Source organism: Corynebacterium sp. HMSC055G02 (assembly GCF_001809065.1).
GTDB lineage: Bacteria > Actinomycetota > Actinomycetes > Mycobacteriales > Mycobacteriaceae > Corynebacterium > Corynebacterium jeikeium_D.
In genome coordinates, this window is sequence record NZ_KV795656.1 from 1 (window position 1) to 19,866 (window position 19,866).

14 protein-coding genes are annotated in these 19,866 nt (G+C 58.8%); 13 read left to right on the forward strand and 1 reads right to left on the reverse strand.

The features are described from left to right. Positions 1-423 precede the first annotated feature (423 nt). The 10 genes from secE to HMPREF2547_RS06390 all read left to right on the forward strand — a co-directional run bounded on the left by secE (position 424) and on the right by HMPREF2547_RS06390 (position 14,898). Positions 424-732 carry a preprotein translocase subunit SecE gene (secE, locus tag HMPREF2547_RS06345; protein WP_016422041.1) on the forward strand — a complete coding sequence of 103 codons (309 nt, stop codon included), beginning with the start codon at positions 424-426 and terminating at the stop codon, positions 730-732. A gap of 191 nt (positions 733-923) precedes the next feature. Then, positions 924-1,787: a transcription termination/antitermination protein NusG gene (gene nusG / locus HMPREF2547_RS06350; protein WP_016422042.1), complete on the forward strand. Its 864-nt coding sequence runs from the start codon at positions 924-926 to the stop codon at positions 1,785-1,787. A 340-nt stretch (positions 1,788-2,127) separates the two neighbouring features. Continuing rightward, positions 2,128-2,565 carry a 50S ribosomal protein L11 gene (gene rplK, locus HMPREF2547_RS06355; protein ID WP_016422043.1) on the forward strand — a complete coding sequence of 146 codons (438 nt, stop codon included), beginning with the start codon at positions 2,128-2,130 and terminating at the stop codon, positions 2,563-2,565. A gap of 101 nt (positions 2,566-2,666) precedes the next feature. Further along, entirely contained in the window at positions 2,667-3,371 is a 705-nt protein-coding gene (gene rplA / locus HMPREF2547_RS06360) for a 50S ribosomal protein L1 (RefSeq protein ID WP_016422044.1), read from the forward strand. A 254-nt stretch (positions 3,372-3,625) separates the two neighbouring features. Next, a complete protein-coding gene (locus tag HMPREF2547_RS06365; protein WP_049170047.1) occupies positions 3,626-4,258 on the forward strand; it encodes a hypothetical protein in 633 nt (210 codons plus the stop codon). A gap of 387 nt (positions 4,259-4,645) precedes the next feature. Then, positions 4,646-5,158, forward strand: a complete 513-nt coding sequence (rplJ, locus tag HMPREF2547_RS06370; RefSeq protein WP_016422046.1) for a 50S ribosomal protein L10 — start codon at positions 4,646-4,648, stop codon at positions 5,156-5,158. Positions 5,159-5,282: 124 nt separating this feature from the next. Further along, a complete protein-coding gene (rplL, locus tag HMPREF2547_RS06375; RefSeq protein WP_038627619.1) occupies positions 5,283-5,666 on the forward strand; it encodes a 50S ribosomal protein L7/L12 in 384 nt (127 codons plus the stop codon). 224 nt (positions 5,667-5,890) lie between these two features. After that, a complete protein-coding gene (locus HMPREF2547_RS06380; RefSeq protein ID WP_070605183.1) occupies positions 5,891-6,856 on the forward strand; it encodes a cell envelope lipid trafficking protein PgfA in 966 nt (321 codons plus the stop codon). 433 nt (positions 6,857-7,289) lie between these two features. Beyond that, positions 7,290-10,778, forward strand: coding sequence for a DNA-directed RNA polymerase subunit beta (locus HMPREF2547_RS06385; RefSeq protein WP_070605186.1), 3,489 nt, complete (start codon positions 7,290-7,292; stop codon positions 10,776-10,778). A gap of 148 nt (positions 10,779-10,926) precedes the next feature. Next, positions 10,927-14,898, forward strand: coding sequence for a DNA-directed RNA polymerase subunit beta' (locus tag HMPREF2547_RS06390; RefSeq protein WP_070605189.1), 3,972 nt, complete (start codon positions 10,927-10,929; stop codon positions 14,896-14,898). 300 nt (positions 14,899-15,198) lie between these two features. Here HMPREF2547_RS06390 and HMPREF2547_RS06395 read toward each other — a convergent pair whose 3' ends face one another. After that, positions 15,199-15,846 (reverse strand): SDR family oxidoreductase, encoded by a 648-nt coding sequence (locus tag HMPREF2547_RS06395; RefSeq protein WP_070605192.1) that lies wholly within the window; start codon positions 15,844-15,846, stop codon positions 15,199-15,201. A 541-nt stretch (positions 15,847-16,387) separates the two neighbouring features. On the opposite strand from HMPREF2547_RS06395, the gene rpsL reads away from it, so the two are divergent. From rpsL to fusA, 3 genes are all read left to right on the forward strand, one after another. Continuing rightward, positions 16,388-16,759 (forward strand): 30S ribosomal protein S12, encoded by a 372-nt coding sequence (gene rpsL / locus HMPREF2547_RS06400; protein WP_005509887.1) that lies wholly within the window; start codon positions 16,388-16,390, stop codon positions 16,757-16,759. Between the two features lie 3 nt (positions 16,760-16,762). After that, positions 16,763-17,233, forward strand: a complete 471-nt coding sequence (gene rpsG / locus HMPREF2547_RS06405; protein ID WP_016422052.1) for a 30S ribosomal protein S7 — start codon at positions 16,763-16,765, stop codon at positions 17,231-17,233. 298 nt (positions 17,234-17,531) lie between these two features. Continuing rightward, the gene (fusA, locus tag HMPREF2547_RS06410) at positions 17,532-19,664 is read left to right on the forward strand and encodes an elongation factor G (RefSeq protein WP_083296867.1); all 2,133 of its coding nucleotides are present in this window, start codon (positions 17,532-17,534) and stop codon (positions 19,662-19,664) included. Positions 19,665-19,866: the final 202 nt, after the last annotated feature.

A 19,866-nucleotide genomic window follows, 5' to 3' on the forward strand; every position in this document is an offset into this window, starting at 1 on the left:
CCCGGAAAAGACACACTTTTCTTTACTTAACCCAGCGGTGGGGCAATGCGAGTTACTGACTGCGTTTATGACAAAAACAGCCCGAAAAATGGCTTGAAAGTGTCATAAACCCATACAGTTTCACATTTGCAGCCCCAAGTTCGCATCCCCGAGCGAGCGGCCGAAGCGAGCAGCCCGAGCGAGCAGCCCGTAGCTCTTTGGGGTTGTCAGAATCGAATCTCGAAGCCTGCGGTTCCCACGAAGGGCATTTCTTCGATAGTGTGGATTATCGGCTAGAATTTACGCACTGAACCAGACTTGCTCTGCACAGTGGGGGCTTGGCTCCGGAGAACATTCCCGGAGTCTGCCCTTGAAGAATTCACGTTTGAGTTTCACTGTGCAGTATCTTTAGGTCTCATATGCACGAAGTAGCGAAGGAGCATCGTGTCTGAGGAAAACCAGACTTTCCAGGCGGCGGCTCGCCCGTCCGGTAAGCGCCAGGCGACGGGCGCGCAGACCACCGTGGCGAAGAAGCCTGCGCGTGAGAAGGAGACCAACGAGCTTTCGACTCGTAACCCTTTGGTTTTCATCAAGCAGGTTGTTGACGAGCTGCGCAAGGTGATTTGGCCGACCGGCCGCCAGATGGTCACCTACAGCATCATCGTGATTCTGTTCCTGATTGCCATGATCGCTCTCGTGTGGGGTGTGGACACGCTGGCCGGTCTGGGTGTCCGATCGGTGTTGGGTAAGTAATCGGTTATACTGTTTCGCAGTGATGCTTTTCATCCCGCCTCCGAGTTCCGGACGGCGGGATTATTCGTTAGCGCAGCTGGTGTCTGGCTGTGCGAAGTGATTGCGGATGGCATATTGGCTCTTAAGACTCTTTAGGCGAAGATGCCAATGTCGCGAACCGTTGATGTAGATACAAGAGGGGTTAGCACGACATGAATGATGGTCAGAATATTTTCTCCGACGCCCAGTCCGCGGATGCTGCCGCAACTGAGCAGGATGCGCAGGGCGCACCGGCTCAGGTAGAAGCTCCGGCCGAGGGTGCAGCCGCAGCCGACGCAGCCGCAGCTGACACTGCTGCAGCAGAAGCAGCGCCGGCAGAGGAGACTGCCGCTGACGCTGAGGTACAGGCAGCTGCTGACGCAGATGCCGAGTACCGTAAGCGCCTGCGCGAGTTCCAGCGTGAGCTCAAGCGTCGTCCGGGCGACTGGTACATCATCCAGTGCTACTCCGGCTACGAGAACAAGGTGAAGACCAACCTGGAAATGCGCGCCCAGACCATGGGTGTCGATGAGCAGATCCACGAGGTCATCGTTCCGGTTGAGGAAGTCGAAGAGCGCAAGGACGACGGCAAGAAGAAGATCGTTAAGCGCAAGCTGCTGCCGGGCTACGTTCTGGTTCGTATGAGCCTGGATGACCCGTCCTGGTCCGTCGTCCGCGACACCCCGGGTGTTACTTCCTTCGTCGGTAGCGAGGGCCAGCCGTCCAAGGTTAAGATCCGTGAGGTCGCTAAGTTCCTCATGCCGAAGGAGACCATCACCGCGGACGCCGCTGAGGAAGCTGCAAACGCCGACGGTGAGCTGGCTGTCGCAGCGGCGCCGCAGGCGGAGAAGAAGGCCGTCGCCATCGACTACGAGGTCGGCGAGTCCGTCACCATCCTGTCCGGTCCGTTCGCATCCGTGGCTGCGACCATCTCCGAGATCGACCCGGACACCGGCCGCATGAAGGCTCTGGTTTCCATCTTCGGCCGTGAGACCCCGGTCGAGCTGGGCATCGATGAGGTCGAGAAGCTGAACTAGGCCCGACCTCAAGCCAGGCGCAGAGCCAAGCGGCAAGCACAGCCCTAAGCCAAGCGCCGAGCAAGGCACCAGCTAGCTCGCTCGCGCAACCAATCCGGTAACGGATTTTGATGCACGCCATACGCTGCGGTAACGTAGCCAGGCGTGCATTTTTGTGCCTTGAGCACAGATGCGCCAAGTAATTCGTATCCCCGGTGGCTGGCACCAACTCGATGACCAGCGCCAGCGGCCATGATGGTCGAGGGCGCAAGGGTCGTCGTAAAGCGTCGGCATCCGGACGGGGTGAGTCGCCTTTTCATCGGGGCGGCGCGCCCCGGTAACTAGGAAGTAGGTTAATCCGATGGCTCCGAAGAAGAAGCTTTCTGCGATTATTAAGCTGCAGATTCAGGCTGGTCAGGCTAACCCGGCTCCGCCGGTTGGTCCGGCACTGGGTGCTCATGGTGTCAACATCATGGAGTTCTGCAAGGCTTACAACGCAGCAACTGAGAACCAGCGTGGCAACGTTGTCCCGGTTGAAATTTCTGTCTACGAAGACCGCTCCTTCACCTTCGTTCTGAAGACCCCGCCGGCAGCTAAGCTGCTGCTGAAGGCCGCTGGCATTCAGAAGGGCTCTGGCGTTCCGCACACCAACAAGGTCGGTTCCGTGACCTGGGAGCAGTGCAAGGAAATCGCCGAGCTGAAGAAGCCGGACCTGAACGCTAACGACATCGAGATGGGTGCACGCATCATCGCCGGTACCGCTCGTTCCATGGGCATCACCGTCGAGGGCGCTAAGTAAACCGTCAGCGTTTAGCTGCACCTTCATCAAGTGGTAGGGCCAGCTTCGGCCCGCTACACACCACAATCCAACCATTTCACTTAATTGAGATTGGACTTTTCATGAGCAAGAACTCTAAGGCATACCGCGCCGCCGCCGAGAAGATCGACGCCGGCCGCATCTACTCTCCGCTCGAGGCCGCTAACCTGGCCAAGGAGACCTCCTCCAAGAACTACGACGCCACCATCGACGTCGCTATCCGCCTGGGCGTTGACCCGCGCAAGGCTGACCAGCTGGTTCGCGGCACTGTCTCCCTGCCGAACGGCACCGGTAAGACCGTCCGCGTTGTTGTTTTCGCTGCTGGCGAGAACGCCACCAAGGCTGAAGAGGCCGGCGCTGACTTCGTTGGCTCCGAGGAGCTGATCGAGAAGATTCAGGGCGGCTGGACCGACTTCGACGCTGCCATCGCAACTCCGGACCAGATGGCCAAGGTTGGTCGCGTGGCTCGCATCCTCGGCCCGCGTGGTCTGATGCCGAACCCGAAGACCGGCACCGTTACCCCGGATGTCGCTAAGGCTGTCACCGAGATCAAGGGCGGTAAGATTTCCTTCCGCGTTGACAAGGCTGCAAACCTGCAGGCTGTTATCGGTAAGGCATCCTTCGACGCTGAGAAGCTGGCCGAGAACTACGGTGCGCTTATCGACGAGCTGATGCGCCTCAAGCCGTCCGCTGCTAAGGGTAAGTACCTGAAGAAGATCACCGTCTCCGCCACCAACGGCCCGGGCATCCCGGTTGACACCAGCGTGATCAAGGACTACACCGCCTAAATCAGCATCAGCCGATAGGCGAGTGTGCTCTTCACGAGTCACTCGAGAGTGACTCTGAGCAAAGCTCTTTAAAACCGCCGCCGCGCGCACTTTCCCACAGTGTGTAAGGTGGCGGTTTTGCATTGGCATAAGGGGTATCGATAGCGCGGTGGGGGCTTGGGCGCGGTAGACGTCGTAAAGCGAATTGCTAATCCAAACAACTAATCCAGGCGAAATGGACTCACAGCCAAAGTTTGTTGCTTAAAATCGCGATTATGACGTTAATTTTGGAACCCGAAGAAGGGCTGGAGGCGCTCGGCGAGATTAATCGCCTGGCGCAGCTCGACGACGGTTCCGGAATTATTGAACCGCAGCTCATCTCGTATCTCGACTCGTTGGGCGACGACGCCTATGACATGCCCTGCCTGCGCATCGCAGGACAGACTCTGCTGGGCGAGGTACTGACGGGGCTAGGGGAGGACGAGCGCGTAGCTGAGGTCCTTCGCCGCAATATCCAGGACTCTGTGGTGCTTCCGGGGATGAGTGAGGAGGAAGCTCTACAAGCTCGGGCGGCGCAGGTCGTGGTCGTGCGGCTGTTGCGCATCATTGCGCGGATGGAGGCCGTCGAGCTGCGCAATGTCGTGGCGCAGCAGTGTTTGGCATCGCAGATCCCGCCGGTTGTGCGCGTGGCACTGACACTCACCGTGGATATTCTCGACGCCGCCAGATTGGACGCACATCCCGACGACATGGTGCGCGTGGTGCTCGACTACGCCGACCAAGTGCTCTGGCTTGCCGACGACAACCTGAATGCGTACTTTGCCGAGCTCGAGATGATTGTCCAGCAACGTGAGAAGGACCTGGAGTTCGGCCGCTTCGGAGAGCCAGGTGCGGCGCGGTTTGGATAGGCGATTTGGTTAATTGCCAGGGTCTGGTATAAAGTTTCTTCACGAAGTTTGACCGGCTTCCAATCGGTACCAACATCGAGTTGGGAAGATGGAGGTTGGTACTCAAGTTTCACCGAAGACCGTCGGTCATTCGCTTTGAAAGAAGCGGATTGAAGGTTTCATTGTAGGAATACAGTGAGCGGCCCACGCAGGAGGACTTGGAAGCGCTTGCGCAGTTTGACTTCACCTGCTGGCCTTGGGGTTGGCGGAGTTGAAGTGGAACACGCCACAAGAATTGTGCGCCCCATCCTTGTGCGAGGATTGGGGCGTTTGTTGTATTTGCGCAAAAGAATCCTTCACTTGGCCGAGCGGAAAATTGCAAAGACCAGGAAGGAGGCGAGAGTACACATGGCAGCAAATGCTGAGAAGATTGCAGCTGTTGCAGCACTGAAGCAGGACGTCGAAGAGTCCAACGCTATCGTGCTGACTGAGTACCGCGGCCTGTCCGTTGCGGAAATCACGGAACTGCGTCGCGCCCTCGGTGCTGATGTTAAGTACTCCGTCGCCAAGAACACCATGATCAAGATCGCTGCCGACGAGGCAGGGATTGAGGGTCTTGATGAGCACCTGAACGGCCCGACTGCAGTCGCCTTCATCAAGGGCGAGGCTGTGGATGCGGCTAAGGCGATTAAGAAGTTCGCCGGTGACAACAAGAACCTCGTGATCAAGGGCGGCTACATGGACGGTGCTGCAATGGATGCAGCACAGTTCGAGGCTCTTGCGGATATGGATAACCGTGAGACCACGCTGGCAAAGCTGGCTGGTGCCTTCAACGGCGTTCTGGCGAACGTCGCTGGCCTGCTCGACGCTCCGACCTCCTCGGTTGCCCGCCTTGCTGCGGCACTCGAGGAAAAGAAGTAATCCCGAGCGGCTCGCGAACTACGCGAACTAAATCACGCGAAAAACTTTTAAATATCACTTTGACGGCTTCGACCCCAGGGATCTCTGAGGGGAGCGGCCGCACCACACTCATAGGAGAATATCCATGGCTAAGTACACCACTGAGGAACTGCTCGAGGCTTTCAAGGAAATGACCCTCGTTGAGCTCACCGAGTTCAAGAAGGCTTTCGAGGAGGAGTTCGACGTCACCGCTGCTGCTCCGGTTGCAGTTGCTGCTGCAGGCGCTGCTGGCGGCGAGGCTGCTGCTGAGGAGAAGGACGAGTTCGACGTCGTCCTCGAGGACGCTGGCGCTAAGAAGATTGGCGTTATTAAGGCTGTCCGCGAGATCGTCTCCGGCCTGGGCCTGAAGGAGGCTAAGGAGATGGTTGAGTCCGCTCCGAAGGCTATCCTGGAGGGTGCTTCCAAGGACGACGCTGAGGCTGCTAAGGCTAAGCTGGAAGAGGCTGGCGCAAAGGTCTCCCTCAAGTAATTCAGTTACTTGCTTCGGCTCCGGTAGTGGCCTAAAGCTACCGATTCTGACCGCCAATTCTGGGATTTTTACCCGGGGTTGGCGGTTCTTTTGTTTCTGGGGCCTTTGCTAACCCACCCGACCCCGGCAAAACCTCACTAATCTCACCCGTCACAGGGAGTTGGGGGCAAAAACCAGACCACTCATTGTCTTGATTGCCCCTATTGGCCTGTAAAGTATCTAACATGCTCTCACGGCCGAGAATTCTGTCTATCCTTCTGTTGGGTCTAGGCACCGCACTGCTTGCTGCTGGCATCTTGCTGCCCAAAGTGCTCAATGTTGATCCCAAAATGCCGCTTGACCTGCCGCCGGTGTCGTACACCCTGCGGGCGGAAGACGGCGTGTCCACCAGGATTAACGAAGAAGGCAAGCGGGAAGAAGTGCACTCGCCGCTGCAGCGACAGCTCCACGGCGTGCTCATCGAACCCGCCGATGCGGACAAGGTTTCGCTCCGTGTCGGTGTGACTGAAATGCGTGAGCTTCCCCCGGAGGTCATGGGCACCGACCCGCTGACCGAGCTTATCGAGGCCAATATCTGGACAGTGACCATCGACCGACTCACCGGCGAGGCGCTGGCTCCTGCGACTCTTGTCGACCGCATGGCGGGCGTTCCACGATCAGTGGCTTTCGAGGGGAACTGGGTGAAGCTCCCGGCCGACACTGAGGAAAAAGAATACCTGATCTTTGATGATCTCCTCCACGATTCCTTGCCGGCAAAGTTTGTCGGGGAAGAGGAGCGCGGCGGTAACCGTGTCCTGCATTTCCGTCAGGACATTGAGAAGACGAATCTCGCCCAGAAGTACCGTTCTTACGTCTCTCAGCTAACCCAGGATGACAAGTCCGGCTTCCTCCAGTACCAGGGCACCCGTGATTTGTGGGTTGAGCCCAAGTCTGGCTCGGTCATCGATATGGCCGAGGACATCCACCTTTGGTGGGAGACCCGCGATGGCGAGCCGATCATGGACTACCTGCGCTTCAACGGCAAGATGGACGAAGGCCTTTCCAATCAGCTTCTCTTTGGCGCAATACAGAATTTCCAGCGCCCAGCTCTAGAGCCGTGGTCAATCGGCCTCATTGCGTCCGGTTCGATTCTGGTATTCATCGCAATCGTGGGTATCGTGCGTCCTTCGACCCGTCGTAAAACAGAGTAACGCTTTACGACGGCCATAGCGCCCAGGCCTCATCGTTATATCGGTAACGGGTGAATGCGACACGCCCGATTTGTCAAGTTGTACTAGACAACTGCCAGTTTTTGATATAGGCTAAATCGTTGCGCTGGAATTAGTGTATCTGTCGCCAGCTCTTTTATAGTTTGCGCTCGGAGCGCGGGGCTATTATGTAGCACCGTTTTTCGTGCATCTAGCTGTTAAAGGAGTTGCTGCGACGCCGCCGTTAGGGCTCGGGGGCTCGCCTTTAAAGGCTGGTCTTGGAGGCCAAGTGGCGGGGGAATCACTTTCGTGTGTGACCAAAGGTTAGACGCAAAGTATCCCGGTGCGCAACAGAAATAATTCCTGCAACTTGAATCGCGTATAAACCAAGCGGGCGGAGCGCACCACCGGTTGCCGGTGTGCTCCACCGCGTGAGGTGCTGGAAGGACGCATCTTGGCAGTCTCCCGCCAGACCAAGGCAGTAACCGGTATTCCCGGAGCTTCGAAGAGGTACTCGTTTGCAAAGATTCAGGAGCCGATTGCGGTTCCTGGTCTGCTCGACCTGCAGCGTGAGTCTTTCGCATGGCTCATTGGCACGCCTGAGTGGCGTGCTCGTCGCCAGGAGGAGCTCGGAGAAGACGCTCGGGTTACCAGCGGTCTCGAAGATATTCTAGAAGAGCTCTCTCCGATCGAGGACTACTCCCAGAAGATGTCCCTGACGCTGTCGGACCCATGGTTCGACTCCGTCAAGAACACCGTGGATGAGTCCAAGGATAAGGACATCAACTACTCGGCTCCCCTCTACGTCACCGCGGAGTTCACCAACCGCGAGACCGGTGAGATCAAGAGCCAGACCGTCTTCATCGGTGACTTCCCGATGATGACGGACAAGGGTACGTTCATCGTCAACGGAACTGAGCGTGTCGTTGTTTCTCAGCTGGTGCGCTCTCCGGGCGTCTACTTCGATGAGACCATCGACAAGTCCACCGAGCGCCCGCTGCACTCGGTGAAGATTATTCCGTCGCGCGGTGCGTGGCTGGAGTTCGACGTCGACAAGCGGGACACCGTCGGCGTTCGTATTGACCGTAAGCGTCGCCAGCCGGTCACGGTTCTGCTGAAGGCTTTCGGCTGGACCACCGAGGAGATCAAGGAGCGCTTCGGCTTCTCTGAGATCATGATGGCCACCCTGGAGAAGGACGGTGTTGCAAACACCGACGAGGCCCTGCTGGAGATTTACCGCAAGCAGCGCCCGGGTGAGCCGCCGACGCGCGAGTCCGCGCTGGCTCTGCTGGAGAACAACTTCTTCAAACCGAAGCGCTACGACCTGGCTAAGGTCGGTCGCTACAAGGTCAACCGCAAGCTGGGCCTGGGCGCTGATGCCTCCGGCGAGATGGTTCTGACCGAGCAGGATATTGCTACCACCATCGAATACCTCGTGCGTCTGCACGACGGCGAGAATGTTATGACCTCGCCGGAAGGCGTCGAAATCCCGGTTGAGACCGACGATATCGACCACTTCGGTAACCGTCGTCTGCGTACCGTAGGCGAGCTGATTCAGAACCAGGTCCGCGTGGGTCTGTCCCGCATGGAACGCGTGGTTCGTGAGCGCATGACCACTCAGGACGTGGAGTCGATCCAGCCGACCACCCTGATTAACGTGCGCCCGGTTTCCGCGGCTATCCGTGAGTTCTTCGGTACTTCCCAGCTGTCCCAGTTCATGGACCAGAACAACTCGCTGTCGGGCCTGACCCACAAGCGTCGTCTGTCCGCACTGGGCCCGGGTGGTCTGACCCGTGACCGTGCTGGCCTTGAGGTTCGAGACGTTCACCCGTCCCACTACGGTCGCATGTGTCCAATTGAGACCCCAGAGGGTCCGAACATTGGCCTGATTGGTTCGCTGTCCTGCTACGCACGCGTGAACCCGTTCGGTTTCATTGAGACTCCGTACCGTCGCGTCCGCGATGGTGTCATCACCGACGAGGTCGACTACCTCACCGCTGATGAGGAAGACCGCTACGTCGTCGCGCAGGCCAACACCCCGATCGACGAGAACGGCCACTTCGTTCAGGAGACCCTGTCTGTTCGTAAGAAGGGTGGTGACGTCGAGTCCGTCCGCGCCGATGAGGTCGACTACCTCGATGTTTCCCCGCGTCAGATGGTCTCCGTGGCTACCGCCATGATTCCGTTCCTCGAGCACGACGACGCTAACCGTGCCCTGATGGGTGCGAACATGCAGCGTCAGGCTGTGCCGCTGCTGCGTTCGGAGGCTCCGTTCGTCGGTACCGGTATGGAGCAGCGTGCTGCTTACGACGCGGGCGATGTCATTGTCGCTTCGGCCACCGGTGTGGTCGAGACCGTGTCGGCAGACTTCATCACCATCATGGACGATGAGGGCCAGCGCCACACCTACCTGCTGCGCAAGTTCGAGCGCACCAACCAGGGCACCTGCTACAACCAGAAGCCACTGGTTGACGAGGGCCAGCGTGTTGAGGCCGGCCAGGTCATCGCTGACGGTCCGGGTACCGACAACGGTGAGATGGCACTTGGTAAGAACCTGCTCGTGGCATTCATGCCGTGGGAAGGTCACAACTACGAGGACGCCATCATCCTGAACCAGCGCATGGTTGAGGAGGACATCCTGACCTCGATTCACATCGAGGAGCACGAGATTGACGCCCGCGACACCAAGCTGGGGCCGGAGGAAATCACCCGTGACATCCCGAACGCGTCCGAGGAGATGCTGAAGGATCTGGATGAACGCGGCATCGTCCGCATCGGTGCCGACGTTCGCGACGGTGACATCCTGGTCGCTAAGACCACGCCGAAGGGCGAGACTGAGCTGACTCCGGAGGAGCGCCTGCTGCGCGCTATCTTCGGCGAGAAGTCCCGCGAGGTCCGTGACACTTCCATGCGTGTTCCGCACGGTGAGTCCGGCAAGGTCATCGGCGTCCGCGTCTTCTCCCGTGAAGACGATGACGACCTGGCACCGGGTGTCAACGAGATGGTCCGCGTGTACGTTGCGCAGAAGCGCAAGATCCAGGACGGCGACAAGATGGCAGGTCGCCACGGTAACAAGGGCGTTATCGGCAAGATTCTGCCGCAGGAGGACATGCCGTTCCTGCCGGACGGCACCCCGGTCGACATCATTCTGAACACCCACGGTGTTCCGCGTCGTATGAACATCGGCCAGGTTCTCGAGGTTCACCTCGGCTGGCTGGCGAAGGCCGGCTGGAGCATTGAGGGCGACCCGGATTGGGCTAAGCGTCTTCCGGCCGACCTGCACGACGTTCCGTCCGACTCCCTGGTTGCAACCCCAGTGTTCGACGGTGCTGAGAACGAGGAGCTCGCTGGTCTGCTCGCGTCGTCCCGCCCGAACCGTGACGGCGAGGTGCTGGTCAACGCTGACGGTAAGGCCACGCTGTTCGACGGCCGCTCTGGCGAGAAGTTCCCGTTCCCGGTTTCGGTGGGCTACATGTACATGCTGAAGCTGCACCACCTGGTCGACGAGAAGATTCACGCTCGCTCCACCGGTCCGTACTCCATGATTACCCAGCAGCCGCTGGGTGGTAAGGCTCAGTTCGGTGGTCAGCGCTTCGGTGAGATGGAGGTGTGGGCAATGCAGGCATACGGCGCTGCCTACACCCTGCAGGAGCTGCTCACCATCAAGTCCGATGACGTGGTTGGCCGCGTTAAGGTCTACGAGGCAATCGTGAAGGGCGACAACATTCCGGATCCGGGTATTCCGGAGTCGTTCAAGGTGCTTCTGAAGGAACTGCAGTCGCTCTGCCTGAACGTTGAGGTCCTTTCGGCCGACGGCGTTCCGGTTGAGTTGGGCTCCTCCGACGATGAGGAACTCGACCACGCGACCGCTTCCCTCGGCATTAACCTGTCCCGCGATGAGCGTTCCGACGCTGACTCCGCATAGTTTCTCGCTTCACGACGAAACATTGCGTGAGTATCAGGGTCGGGAAGCCCTAACTCGCGAATAACCCAACACAGACGACAACGTACAAAAACCTCCGCAGAGAATTTGGTTTCCGCATTACTTCGATGCGGAGGGAAAGGGAAAACAGGTGCTCGACGTCAACAACTTTGACGAGCTCCGGATTGGGCTCGCTACCGCCGACGACATCCGCCGCTGGTCTCGCGGTGAGGTCAAGAAGCCCGAGACGATTAACTACCGTACGCTGAAGCCGGAAAAGGATGGCCTTTTCTGTGAGCGTATCTTCGGCCCGACCCGTGACTGGGAGTGTGCTTGTGGTAAGTACAAGCGCGTTCGCTTCAAGGGCATCATCTGTGAACGCTGTGGCGTTGAGGTGACCAAGTCGAAGGTTCGCCGTGAGCGCATGGGCCACATTGAGCTGGCCGCTCCGGTCACTCACATCTGGTACTTCAAGGGTGTGCCGTCCCGCCTCGGCTACCTGCTCGACCTGGCTCCGAAGGATCTGGAAAAGATCATCTACTTCGCTGCCAACATCATCACCTCCGTGGATGAAGAGGCTCGCCACAACGACCAGGAAACCCTCGAAGCAGACATGCTCGTGGACAAGAAGCTGGTTGAGGACGATCGCGACCAGGAGCTGGCCGAGCGCGCCCAGACCCTGGAAGAGGATCTGGCTGAACTCGAGGCAGCGGGTGCCAAGGCTGATGCCCGCAAGAAGGTTCAGTCTGCAGCCGAGCGCGAGATGCGCCACATCCGTGAGCGTGCCCAGCGCGAGCTGGATCGTCTCGACGAGATTTGGAACACCTTCATCAAGCTCGAGCCGAAGCAGATGATTATCGACGAGGGCATTTACACCGAGCTCGTCGACCGCTACGAGGATTACTTCACCGGTGGTATGGGTGCTGAGGCTATTCAGACCCTGATCCGCAACTTCGACCTGGCCAAGGAGGCCGAGGAGCTGCGCGAGATTATTCGCGACGGCAAGGGACAGAAGAAGATGCGCGCCCTCAAGCGCCTGAAGGTTGTCACTGCATTCCTGCAGTCCGGCAACGACCCGGCCGCTATGGTGCTCGACTGCATCCCGGTGATTCCGCCGGAGCTGCGCCCGATGGTGCAGCTCGACGGTGGCCGCTTTGCGACCTCGGACTTGAACGACCTCTACCGTCGTGTCATCAACCGCAACAACCGCCTGAAGCGCATGATTGACCTCGGCGCTCCGGAGATCATCGTCAACAACGAGAAGCGCATGCTTCAGGAATCCGTTGACGCACTGTTCGACAATGGACGTCGTGGCCGCCCGGTCACTGGTCCGGGTAACCGCCCGCTGAAGTCCCTGAGCGACCTGCTCAAGGGTAAGCAGGGTCGTTTCCGTCAGAACCTGCTGGGTAAGCGTGTTGACTACTCCGGCCGTTCGGTTATTATCGTCGGCCCGCAGCTGAAGCTGCACCAGTGTGGTCTGCCGAAGCTGATGGCTCTGGAGCTGTTCAAGCCGTTCGTTATGAAGGAGCTCGTGGCCAAGAGCTACGCGCAGAACATTAAGAGCGCGAAGCGCATGGTTGAGCGTCAGCGCCCAGAGGTGTGGGACGTCCTCGAAGATGTCATTACCGGACACCCGGTCCTGCTGAACCGTGCACCTACGCTGCACCGCCTGGGTATTCAGGCGTTCGAGCCGGTCCTGGTTGAGGGTAAGGCAATTCAGCTGCACCCACTGGCATGTGAGGCTTTCAACGCCGACTTCGACGGTGACCAGATGGCAGTTCACCTGCCGCTATCCGCTGAAGCACAGGCCGAGGCTCGCGTCCTGATGCTGTCCTCGAACAACATTCTGTCGCCGGCTTCCGGTAAGCCGCTGGCTATGCCGCGTCTGGATATGGTCACTGGCCTGTACTTCCTGACACTGGAGAAGCCGGAGCTGCCGGGCGGCCACCAGGATGCCACCGAGGACGCACCGGAGCAGGGTATTTACACCAGCCCGGCCGAGGCCATCATGGCTTACGACCTCGGTACCATCGGCCTGCAGAGCCCGATTAAGGTTCGCATCAGCCACCTGCGTCCGCCGGCCGAGATTGAGGCTGAGCAGTTCCCGGATGGTTGGAACAAGGGCGACACCTGGCTGGCTTCCACCACGCTGGGCCGCGTTATGTTCAACGACCTGCTGCCGTGGAACTACCCATACGTCGAAGGCGTTATGGCTAAGAAGCCGCAGGCTGCGATCATCAACGACTTGGCTGCCAAGTACCCGATGATTACGGTCGCTCAGACCGTCGACAAGCTCAAGGATGCTGGTTTCTACTGGGCTACCCGTTCTGGTGTCACCATTGCTATGTCTGACGTGCTGGTTCTCCCGAACAAGCGTGAGATCCTGAACGGCTACGAAGAGAAGGCCGCCACGGTGGAGAAGAAGTTCCGCCGCGGTAAGCTCTCGGCTGCTGAGCGTCACGAGTCGCTGGTTAACCTGTGGAAGGCCGCGACGGCTGAGGTCGGTGAAAAGGTCGAGGCTCTGTACCCGGATGACAACCCGATTCCGATGATCGTGAAGTCGGGTGCTGCCGGTAACATGGGCCAGATTCACTCGCTGGCCGGCATGAAGGGCATGGTTACGAACCCGCGTGGTGAATACATCACCCGCCCGATTAAGACCTCCTTCCGCGAAGGCCTGTCGGTTCTCGAGTACTTCAACAACTCGCACGGTTCCCGTAAGGGTCTGGCCGATACCGCGCTTCGTACCGCTGACTCGGGTTACCTGACCCGTCGTCTGGTCGACGTTGCACAGGACGTCATCGTTCGCGAAGAGGACTGTGGCACCCACGACGGTGTCGTTGTCGAGATCGGCGAGGATGTTCTGGACGCAACCGGCAACCCGACCGGCGAGATCCGTCGTGCGAAGTACGTCGAGACCGCCGCGATTGCTCGCGTACTGGCAGCAGATGTCACCGACGCTGAGGGCAATGTCCTTATCGAGGCTGACACCGACCTGAACGACGACCACATCACCCTGGCTCTCAGCCACGGTGTCAAGGAAGTCAAGGTCCGCTCGGTTCTGACCTGTTCCACCGCAACCGGTGTCTGTGCCAAGTGCTACGGTCGTTCGATGGCAACCGGCAAGCTGGTCGACATCGGAGAGGCTGTCGGTATTGTCGCTGCGCAGTCCATTGGTGAGCCGGGTACCCAGCTGACCATGCGTACGTTCCACCAGGGTGGTGTCGGTGGCGACATTACCGGTGGTCTGCCGCGTGTCCAGGAGCTGTTCGAGGCCCGAGTGCCGAAGAACAAGGCTCCACTGGTTCGCGAAAACGGTCGCGTGCGCCTGGAGGAGGACGAGCACTTCTACACGCTCACCCTCATCCCGGATGCCAACAGCGAGGACGAGGTCGTCTACGACAAGCTGTCCAAGCGTCAGGGTCTGGCTGAAATCACCGTCGATGGCCGTCGTCGCGCCATCCGCGATGGTGACCATGTGGTTAAGGGGCAGCAGCTGCTCAAGGGCGCTGCCGATCCGCACGAGGTCCTCGAGGTCCTAGGTCGCCGCGGTGTCCAGCGTCACCTCATTGAGGAAGTCCAGTCGGTCTACCGTGACCAGGGTGTGGCCATTCACGACAAGCACATCGAGGTTATTGTCAGCCAGATGCTGCGCCGCGTGATTGTGTCCAAGCCGGGTGACTCCGACCTGCTGCCAGGCGCATTGGTCGAGCGCTCCACGGTCATGGCTAAGAACCGTGAGATTGTTGCCTCCGGCGGCAGCGTCATCGAGGGCCGTCGCGTGCTGATGGGTATTACCAAGGCATCGCTGGCCACCGAGTCCTGGCTGTCCGCGGCCTCCTTCCAGGAGACGACGCGCGTGCTTACCGACGCCGCTATCAACAAGCGCTCGGATAAGCTCATCGGCCTGAAGGAGAACGTGATCATCGGTAAGCTAATCCCGGCTGGTACGGGTATTTCGCGCTACCGCAACATCACTGTTGAGCCGACTGAGGAAGCTGCCCGCCAGGCAGCCGCACCATTTGCCTCCTTCGGTGAGGGCTTCTACGGTGCCGAGGACACCTACGGCATTGACCAGGTCGGTTCCGCAGTTCCGCTGGATGACATCGGAACCTTCGAGTAAAAATCAATAGCTTTGCGGCCGCGGCTGGGGAGCGGGAGAATTCCCCGGCCGCTGTCGGACAAAGCACCTCGCTTGGCAGTTGGGGCTGTGCGCTAACTGTTAGGTGGCAACCGGAAAAATCCTCCGGCACAGTTGTGGCTTACTAGCAGCTTGCTAGTTCGTCACGGTCGTGCCGGAGGATTTTTCTTTGTCGAGGCAACTCAACTGGAAAACTCAGCTGGAGATTGAAGAAAAGCGATAGGAACAGGGGCAGGGGCAGGGGAGGGAGGGGCTAGGGGGTCTGTCCCCGGCTTCCTCCCTCTACTCCTTGAGGGCCTCTGCAATCGGGGTGTTGCCCTCGTTGAAGTTAATCATGCGACCAACGGTAGCCTCGTTGAACACGGTCTGCGATATGACATTGGCAACGGTCGCACGAGCGACCTCGCCTGCCTTGTCCGCCGTGGTGTCGATGGAATCCTGGCCCTTGTCGAGCGTCAGCGCACTCGGGCCGAGAATGGTCCACTCAAGGTCTGAAGCGCGCAGCGCTTCGTCGGCTGCAGCCTTGGACTCGGCATAGGCAAAGAAGCTGTGATCCTCTGGAACGCCATGGTCGTGACCCGCACCAAAGTAGGAGACCATGACGTAGCGCTTAACGCCAGCCTGCTCGGCCGCGGCAATCGAGGTAATAGCTGCGTCGCGGTCGATCGCGTAAGTCCGTTCTGGTGAACCTCCACCAGCACCGGCGGACCAAACCACGGCATCATGCCCGCTGAGAAGGTCCGCAAACTGCTCCGTCGAGAGACTGGTGATGTCGTAAACGGCTGGTGTGGCCCCGAGAGCCTCGATATCCGGGACCTGGTCGGGGTTGCGAATAACAGAGGTGACCTCGCAGCCATCGTCGATAAGTAGGGGAGTAGCGATTTGGGCCACCTTGCCGTGGCCGCCAATGACAATAACCTTCTTAGACATGTCCCCACCTATACGCCGACACTGGGGTGTAGGCAATGAATCAGCATCCGCCCGTAGTGAACATGACGACTTAGTTTCTCCAGTACTGGCGCAAGACACTAAAGTGAGCAAACCGAGCGAGCGGCAGAATTGGCCGGGTTATCGCTTCAAACCGGCATAGTAACGCCTGCGTCTTTTGGGGCGAGGCGCGCCGTGCTGCGCACCCAAAAATTTAATTACCAAGCCCACAAGCGCTCAAAGTGCTTGAAATTTATAGGCCATTACCAGGGTGTTTGGACTAAACCCGCAGCTCGCGTACTGTTATACAACGATCCCAGAAAAGAATTGGGAACTTGAGACATTACCCAGTAGGCCAGCGAGAGCGGCTGACTGGGTTTCGCACGTTCAAAATCCCTCCGTTTCTTGCGTTCAACCGATGGGCTCACCACTGGATGAGTAATAACTTTTCTTGTGATGCATTCACACGGAAGGTGGTTACTCCGCTGCGGTTGGCATCGGGCGTGAGAATGTCCAGCGAGGATTGAAAACAGAAAGAGGCTTCATGCCCACTATTCAGCAGCTGGTCCGCAAGGGCCGCCATGACAAGAAGGCTAAGGTTGCAACCGCAGCTCTGAAGGGTTCCCCTCAGCGCCGCGGCGTTTGCACCCGTGTTTACACCACCACCCCGAAGAAGCCGAACTCGGCTCTTCGTAAGGTCGCTCGTGTTCGCCTGACCTCCGGTATCGAGGTTTCGGCTTACATTCCGGGTGAGGGCCACAACCTGCAGGAGCACTCCATGGTGCTCGTTCGCGGTGGTCGTGTTAAGGACCTCCCGGGTGTCCGCTACAAGATCGTCCGTGGTTCCCTCGACACCCAGGGTGTCAAGGACCGCAAGCAGGCTCGTTCCCGCTACGGCGCAAAGAAGGAGAAGTAAGCCATGCCACGTAAGGGCCCAGTACAGAAGCGTCCTGTCGTCAACGACCCGGTCTACGGCTCCCCTCTGGTGTCGCAGCTGGTCAACAAGGTTCTGATCGACGGTAAGAAGTCGACTGCAGAGCGCATCGTCTACGGTGCACTTGAGCTGTGTGAAGAGAAGACCGGTACTGACCCGGTGCTGACTCTGAAGCGCGCAATCGAGAACGTCAAGCCGGCTCTTGAGGTTCGTTCCCGCCGTGTTGGTGGCGCCACCTACCAGGTCCCGGTCGAGGTTCGTCCGGGCCGTGGCACCACGCTGGCACTGCGCTGGCTGCTGATGTTCTCTCGTCAGCGCCGTGAGAACACCATGACCGAGCGTCTCGCTAACGAGATCCTCGATGCATCCAATGGCCTGGGTGCATCCGTCAAGCGTCGTGAGGACACTCACAAGATGGCGGAAGCAAACCGCGCATTCGCTCACTACCGCTGGTAATCGCTTATCGACGGAGGCCGCGAGTGGTCACCGTCGTAAAGCAGCTGCCGGTATGTCAACGGCGCGCGTCGGTCGCGGTCCACAGATCTTTAAGGTCACTCAATAGGGGCCAGCCCGGCGCTTACACCCGATGTCTTGCGTAGAATTTACGCAATAGGTGTACGTCACGGCGCGACTTCGCGCCAAGACGGTGGCATTATAGATAAAGCAAACCCGACCGACGGCGGATTTGACGGCCAATTGCAATCCCGTAATTGAGTCTCACCGCCAAACCGATTTGAAACGAGTGGGGAATCAAGTGGCTGAAGGTGCACTTCCCGTTAAGAAGGACCTCCACAAGGTCCGCAACATCGGCATCATGGCGCACATCGATGCTGGTAAGACGACTACGACTGAGCGCATCCTGTACTACACGGGTATTAACCGCAAGGTCGGCGAGACTCACGATGGTGGCGCTACCACCGACTGGATGGAGCAGGAGAAGGAGCGCGGTATTACCATTACCTCCGCTGCTGTGACCTGTTTCTGGAACGACAACCAGATCAACATCATCGATACCCCGGGCCACGTCGACTTCACCGTTGAGGTTGAGCGTTCCCTGCGTGTGCTCGACGGTGCCGTCGCAGTCTTCGACGGTAAGGAAGGTGTCGAGCCGCAGTCTGAGCAGGTTTGGCGTCAGGCTCAGAAGTACGATGTCCCGCGTATTTGCTTCGTCAACAAGATGGACAAGCTGGGCGCTGACTTCTACTACACCGTTGGCACCATCGTTGACCGCCTGGGTGCTAAGCCGTTGGTTATGCAGCTGCCGATTGGCGCTGAGGATGACTTCGACGGCGTTGTTGACCTGCTGGAGATGAAGGCCCTCATGTGGCCGGGCAAGGTCGAGATCGGTACTCCTGCGCAGGTCGAGGAGATTCCGGCTGACATGGTCGACAAGGCTAACGAGTACCGTGAGAAGCTCATTGAGACCGTCGCTGAGTCCGACGAGGAGCTCATGGAGAAGTACTTCGGTGGCGAAGAGCTGACCATGGACGAGATCAAGGGCGCCATCCGCAAGATGGTTCTGAACTCTGAGATCTACCCTGTCTACTGTGGTACCGCGTACAAGAACAAGGGCGTTGAGCCGCTGCTCGACGCTGTCATTGACTTCCTGCCGAATCCGCTGGACATCGGCGAGGTTCACGGCCACCAGATGGGCGACGAGGACGTCGATATGGTCCGTAAGCCGTCTAAGGATGAGCCGTTCTCCGCTCTCGCATTCAAGATTGCTGCTCACCCGTTCTTCGGCAAGCTGACCTTCGTCCGCGTTTACTCCGGTCGCGTGGAGCCGGGCCAGCAGGTCCTGAACTCCACCAAGGACAAGAAGGAGCGCGTCGGTAAGCTGTTCCAGATGCACGCCAACAAGGAGAACCCTGTTGACGAGGCAGTGGCAGGTAACATCTACGCCTTCATCGGTCTGAAGGACACCACCACCGGTGACACTCTGTGTGCACAGGATGCTCCGATCGTTCTGGAGTCCATGTCCTTCCCGGATCCGGTTATCTCCGTTGCTATTGAGCCAAAGTCCAAGGCTGACCAGGAGAAGCTGGGTACCGCTATTCAGCGTCTGGCTGAAGAGGACCCGACCTTCACCGTTCACCTGGATGAGGAAACCGGCCAGACCGTTATCGGCGGTATGGGTGAGCTCCACCTCGACGTCCTGGTTGACCGCATGAAGCGCGAGTTCAAGGTCGAAGCAAACATCGGTAACCCGCAGGTTGCTTACCGCGAGACCATCCGCAAGCCGGTCGAGAAGTTCGAGTACACCCACAAGAAGCAGACCGGTGGTTCGGGTCAGTTCGCCCGCGTCATCATTGCTCTGGAGCCGTACTCCCCGTCCGCTGAAGAGGTGGAAGAAGGCGAGTCCACAACTTACCTCTTCGCAAACGAGGTCACCGGTGGCCGTGTCCCGAAGGAGTACATCCCGTCTGTCGACGCTGGTATCCAGGATGCAATGCAGTACGGTACCGTCGCCGGCTACCCACTGGTGAATATCAAGGCAACCCTGCTCGACGGTGCTTACCACGAAGTCGACTCCTCTGAAATGGCCTTCAAGATCGCTGGTCAGCAGGCTCTGAAGGAAGCTGTTCAGAAGGCTAAGCCGGTCCTGCTCGAGCCGATGATGGCCGTTGAGGTCATTACTCCGGAAGAGTACATGGGCGAGGTCATCGGTGACATCAACTCCCGTCGTGGACAGGTCAACTCCATGGAAGACCGCACCGGCGTCAAGGCTGTCAAGGCTCTGGTTCCGCTGTCCGAGATGTTCGGCTACGTTGGTGACCTGCGTTCCAAGACCCAGGGTCGCGCTAACTACACCATGATCTTCGACTCCTACGCTGAGGTTCCGTCCTCCGTGGCCGAGGAGATTATTGCAGCTCGTACCGGCGCTTAAGTTGTGTCGGTAGGGTGGGGCACTCATTCAGAGCTGACCCCATCCCTGCACGCACTGCACTGTCACTCTTTTTAGGGAACGCAGTGCGAGGGTTTTAGTAGATTCCCTCTAGCTTTGACTGTGCTGAGCCATCGTCAGACTGTTGGCGGTTGTTAGCACAGGCAAGCTCTAGGGGGTAGCTGCTCGCAATTCATATCGTCGG

Coding starts and splice junctions, on each gene's coding strand:
- HMPREF2547_RS06380 (WP_070605183.1), top strand. CDS start 5,891: ATGCTCTCACGGCCGAGAATTCTGTCTATCCTTCTGTTGGGTCTAGGC.
- nusG (WP_016422042.1), top strand. CDS start 924: ATGAATGATGGTCAGAATATTTTCTCCGACGCCCAGTCCGCGGATGCT.
- rpsG (WP_016422052.1), top strand. CDS start 16,763: ATGCCACGTAAGGGCCCAGTACAGAAGCGTCCTGTCGTCAACGACCCG.
- HMPREF2547_RS06395 (WP_070605192.1), bottom strand. CDS start 15,846: ATGTCTAAGAAGGTTATTGTCATTGGCGGCCACGGCAAGGTGGCCCAA.
- rplK (WP_016422043.1), top strand. CDS start 2,128: ATGGCTCCGAAGAAGAAGCTTTCTGCGATTATTAAGCTGCAGATTCAG.
- rplA (WP_016422044.1), top strand. CDS start 2,667: ATGAGCAAGAACTCTAAGGCATACCGCGCCGCCGCCGAGAAGATCGAC.
- rplL (WP_038627619.1), top strand. CDS start 5,283: ATGGCTAAGTACACCACTGAGGAACTGCTCGAGGCTTTCAAGGAAATG.
- rplJ (WP_016422046.1), top strand. CDS start 4,646: ATGGCAGCAAATGCTGAGAAGATTGCAGCTGTTGCAGCACTGAAGCAG.
- rpsL (WP_005509887.1), top strand. CDS start 16,388: ATGCCCACTATTCAGCAGCTGGTCCGCAAGGGCCGCCATGACAAGAAG.
- HMPREF2547_RS06365 (WP_049170047.1), top strand. CDS start 3,626: ATGACGTTAATTTTGGAACCCGAAGAAGGGCTGGAGGCGCTCGGCGAG.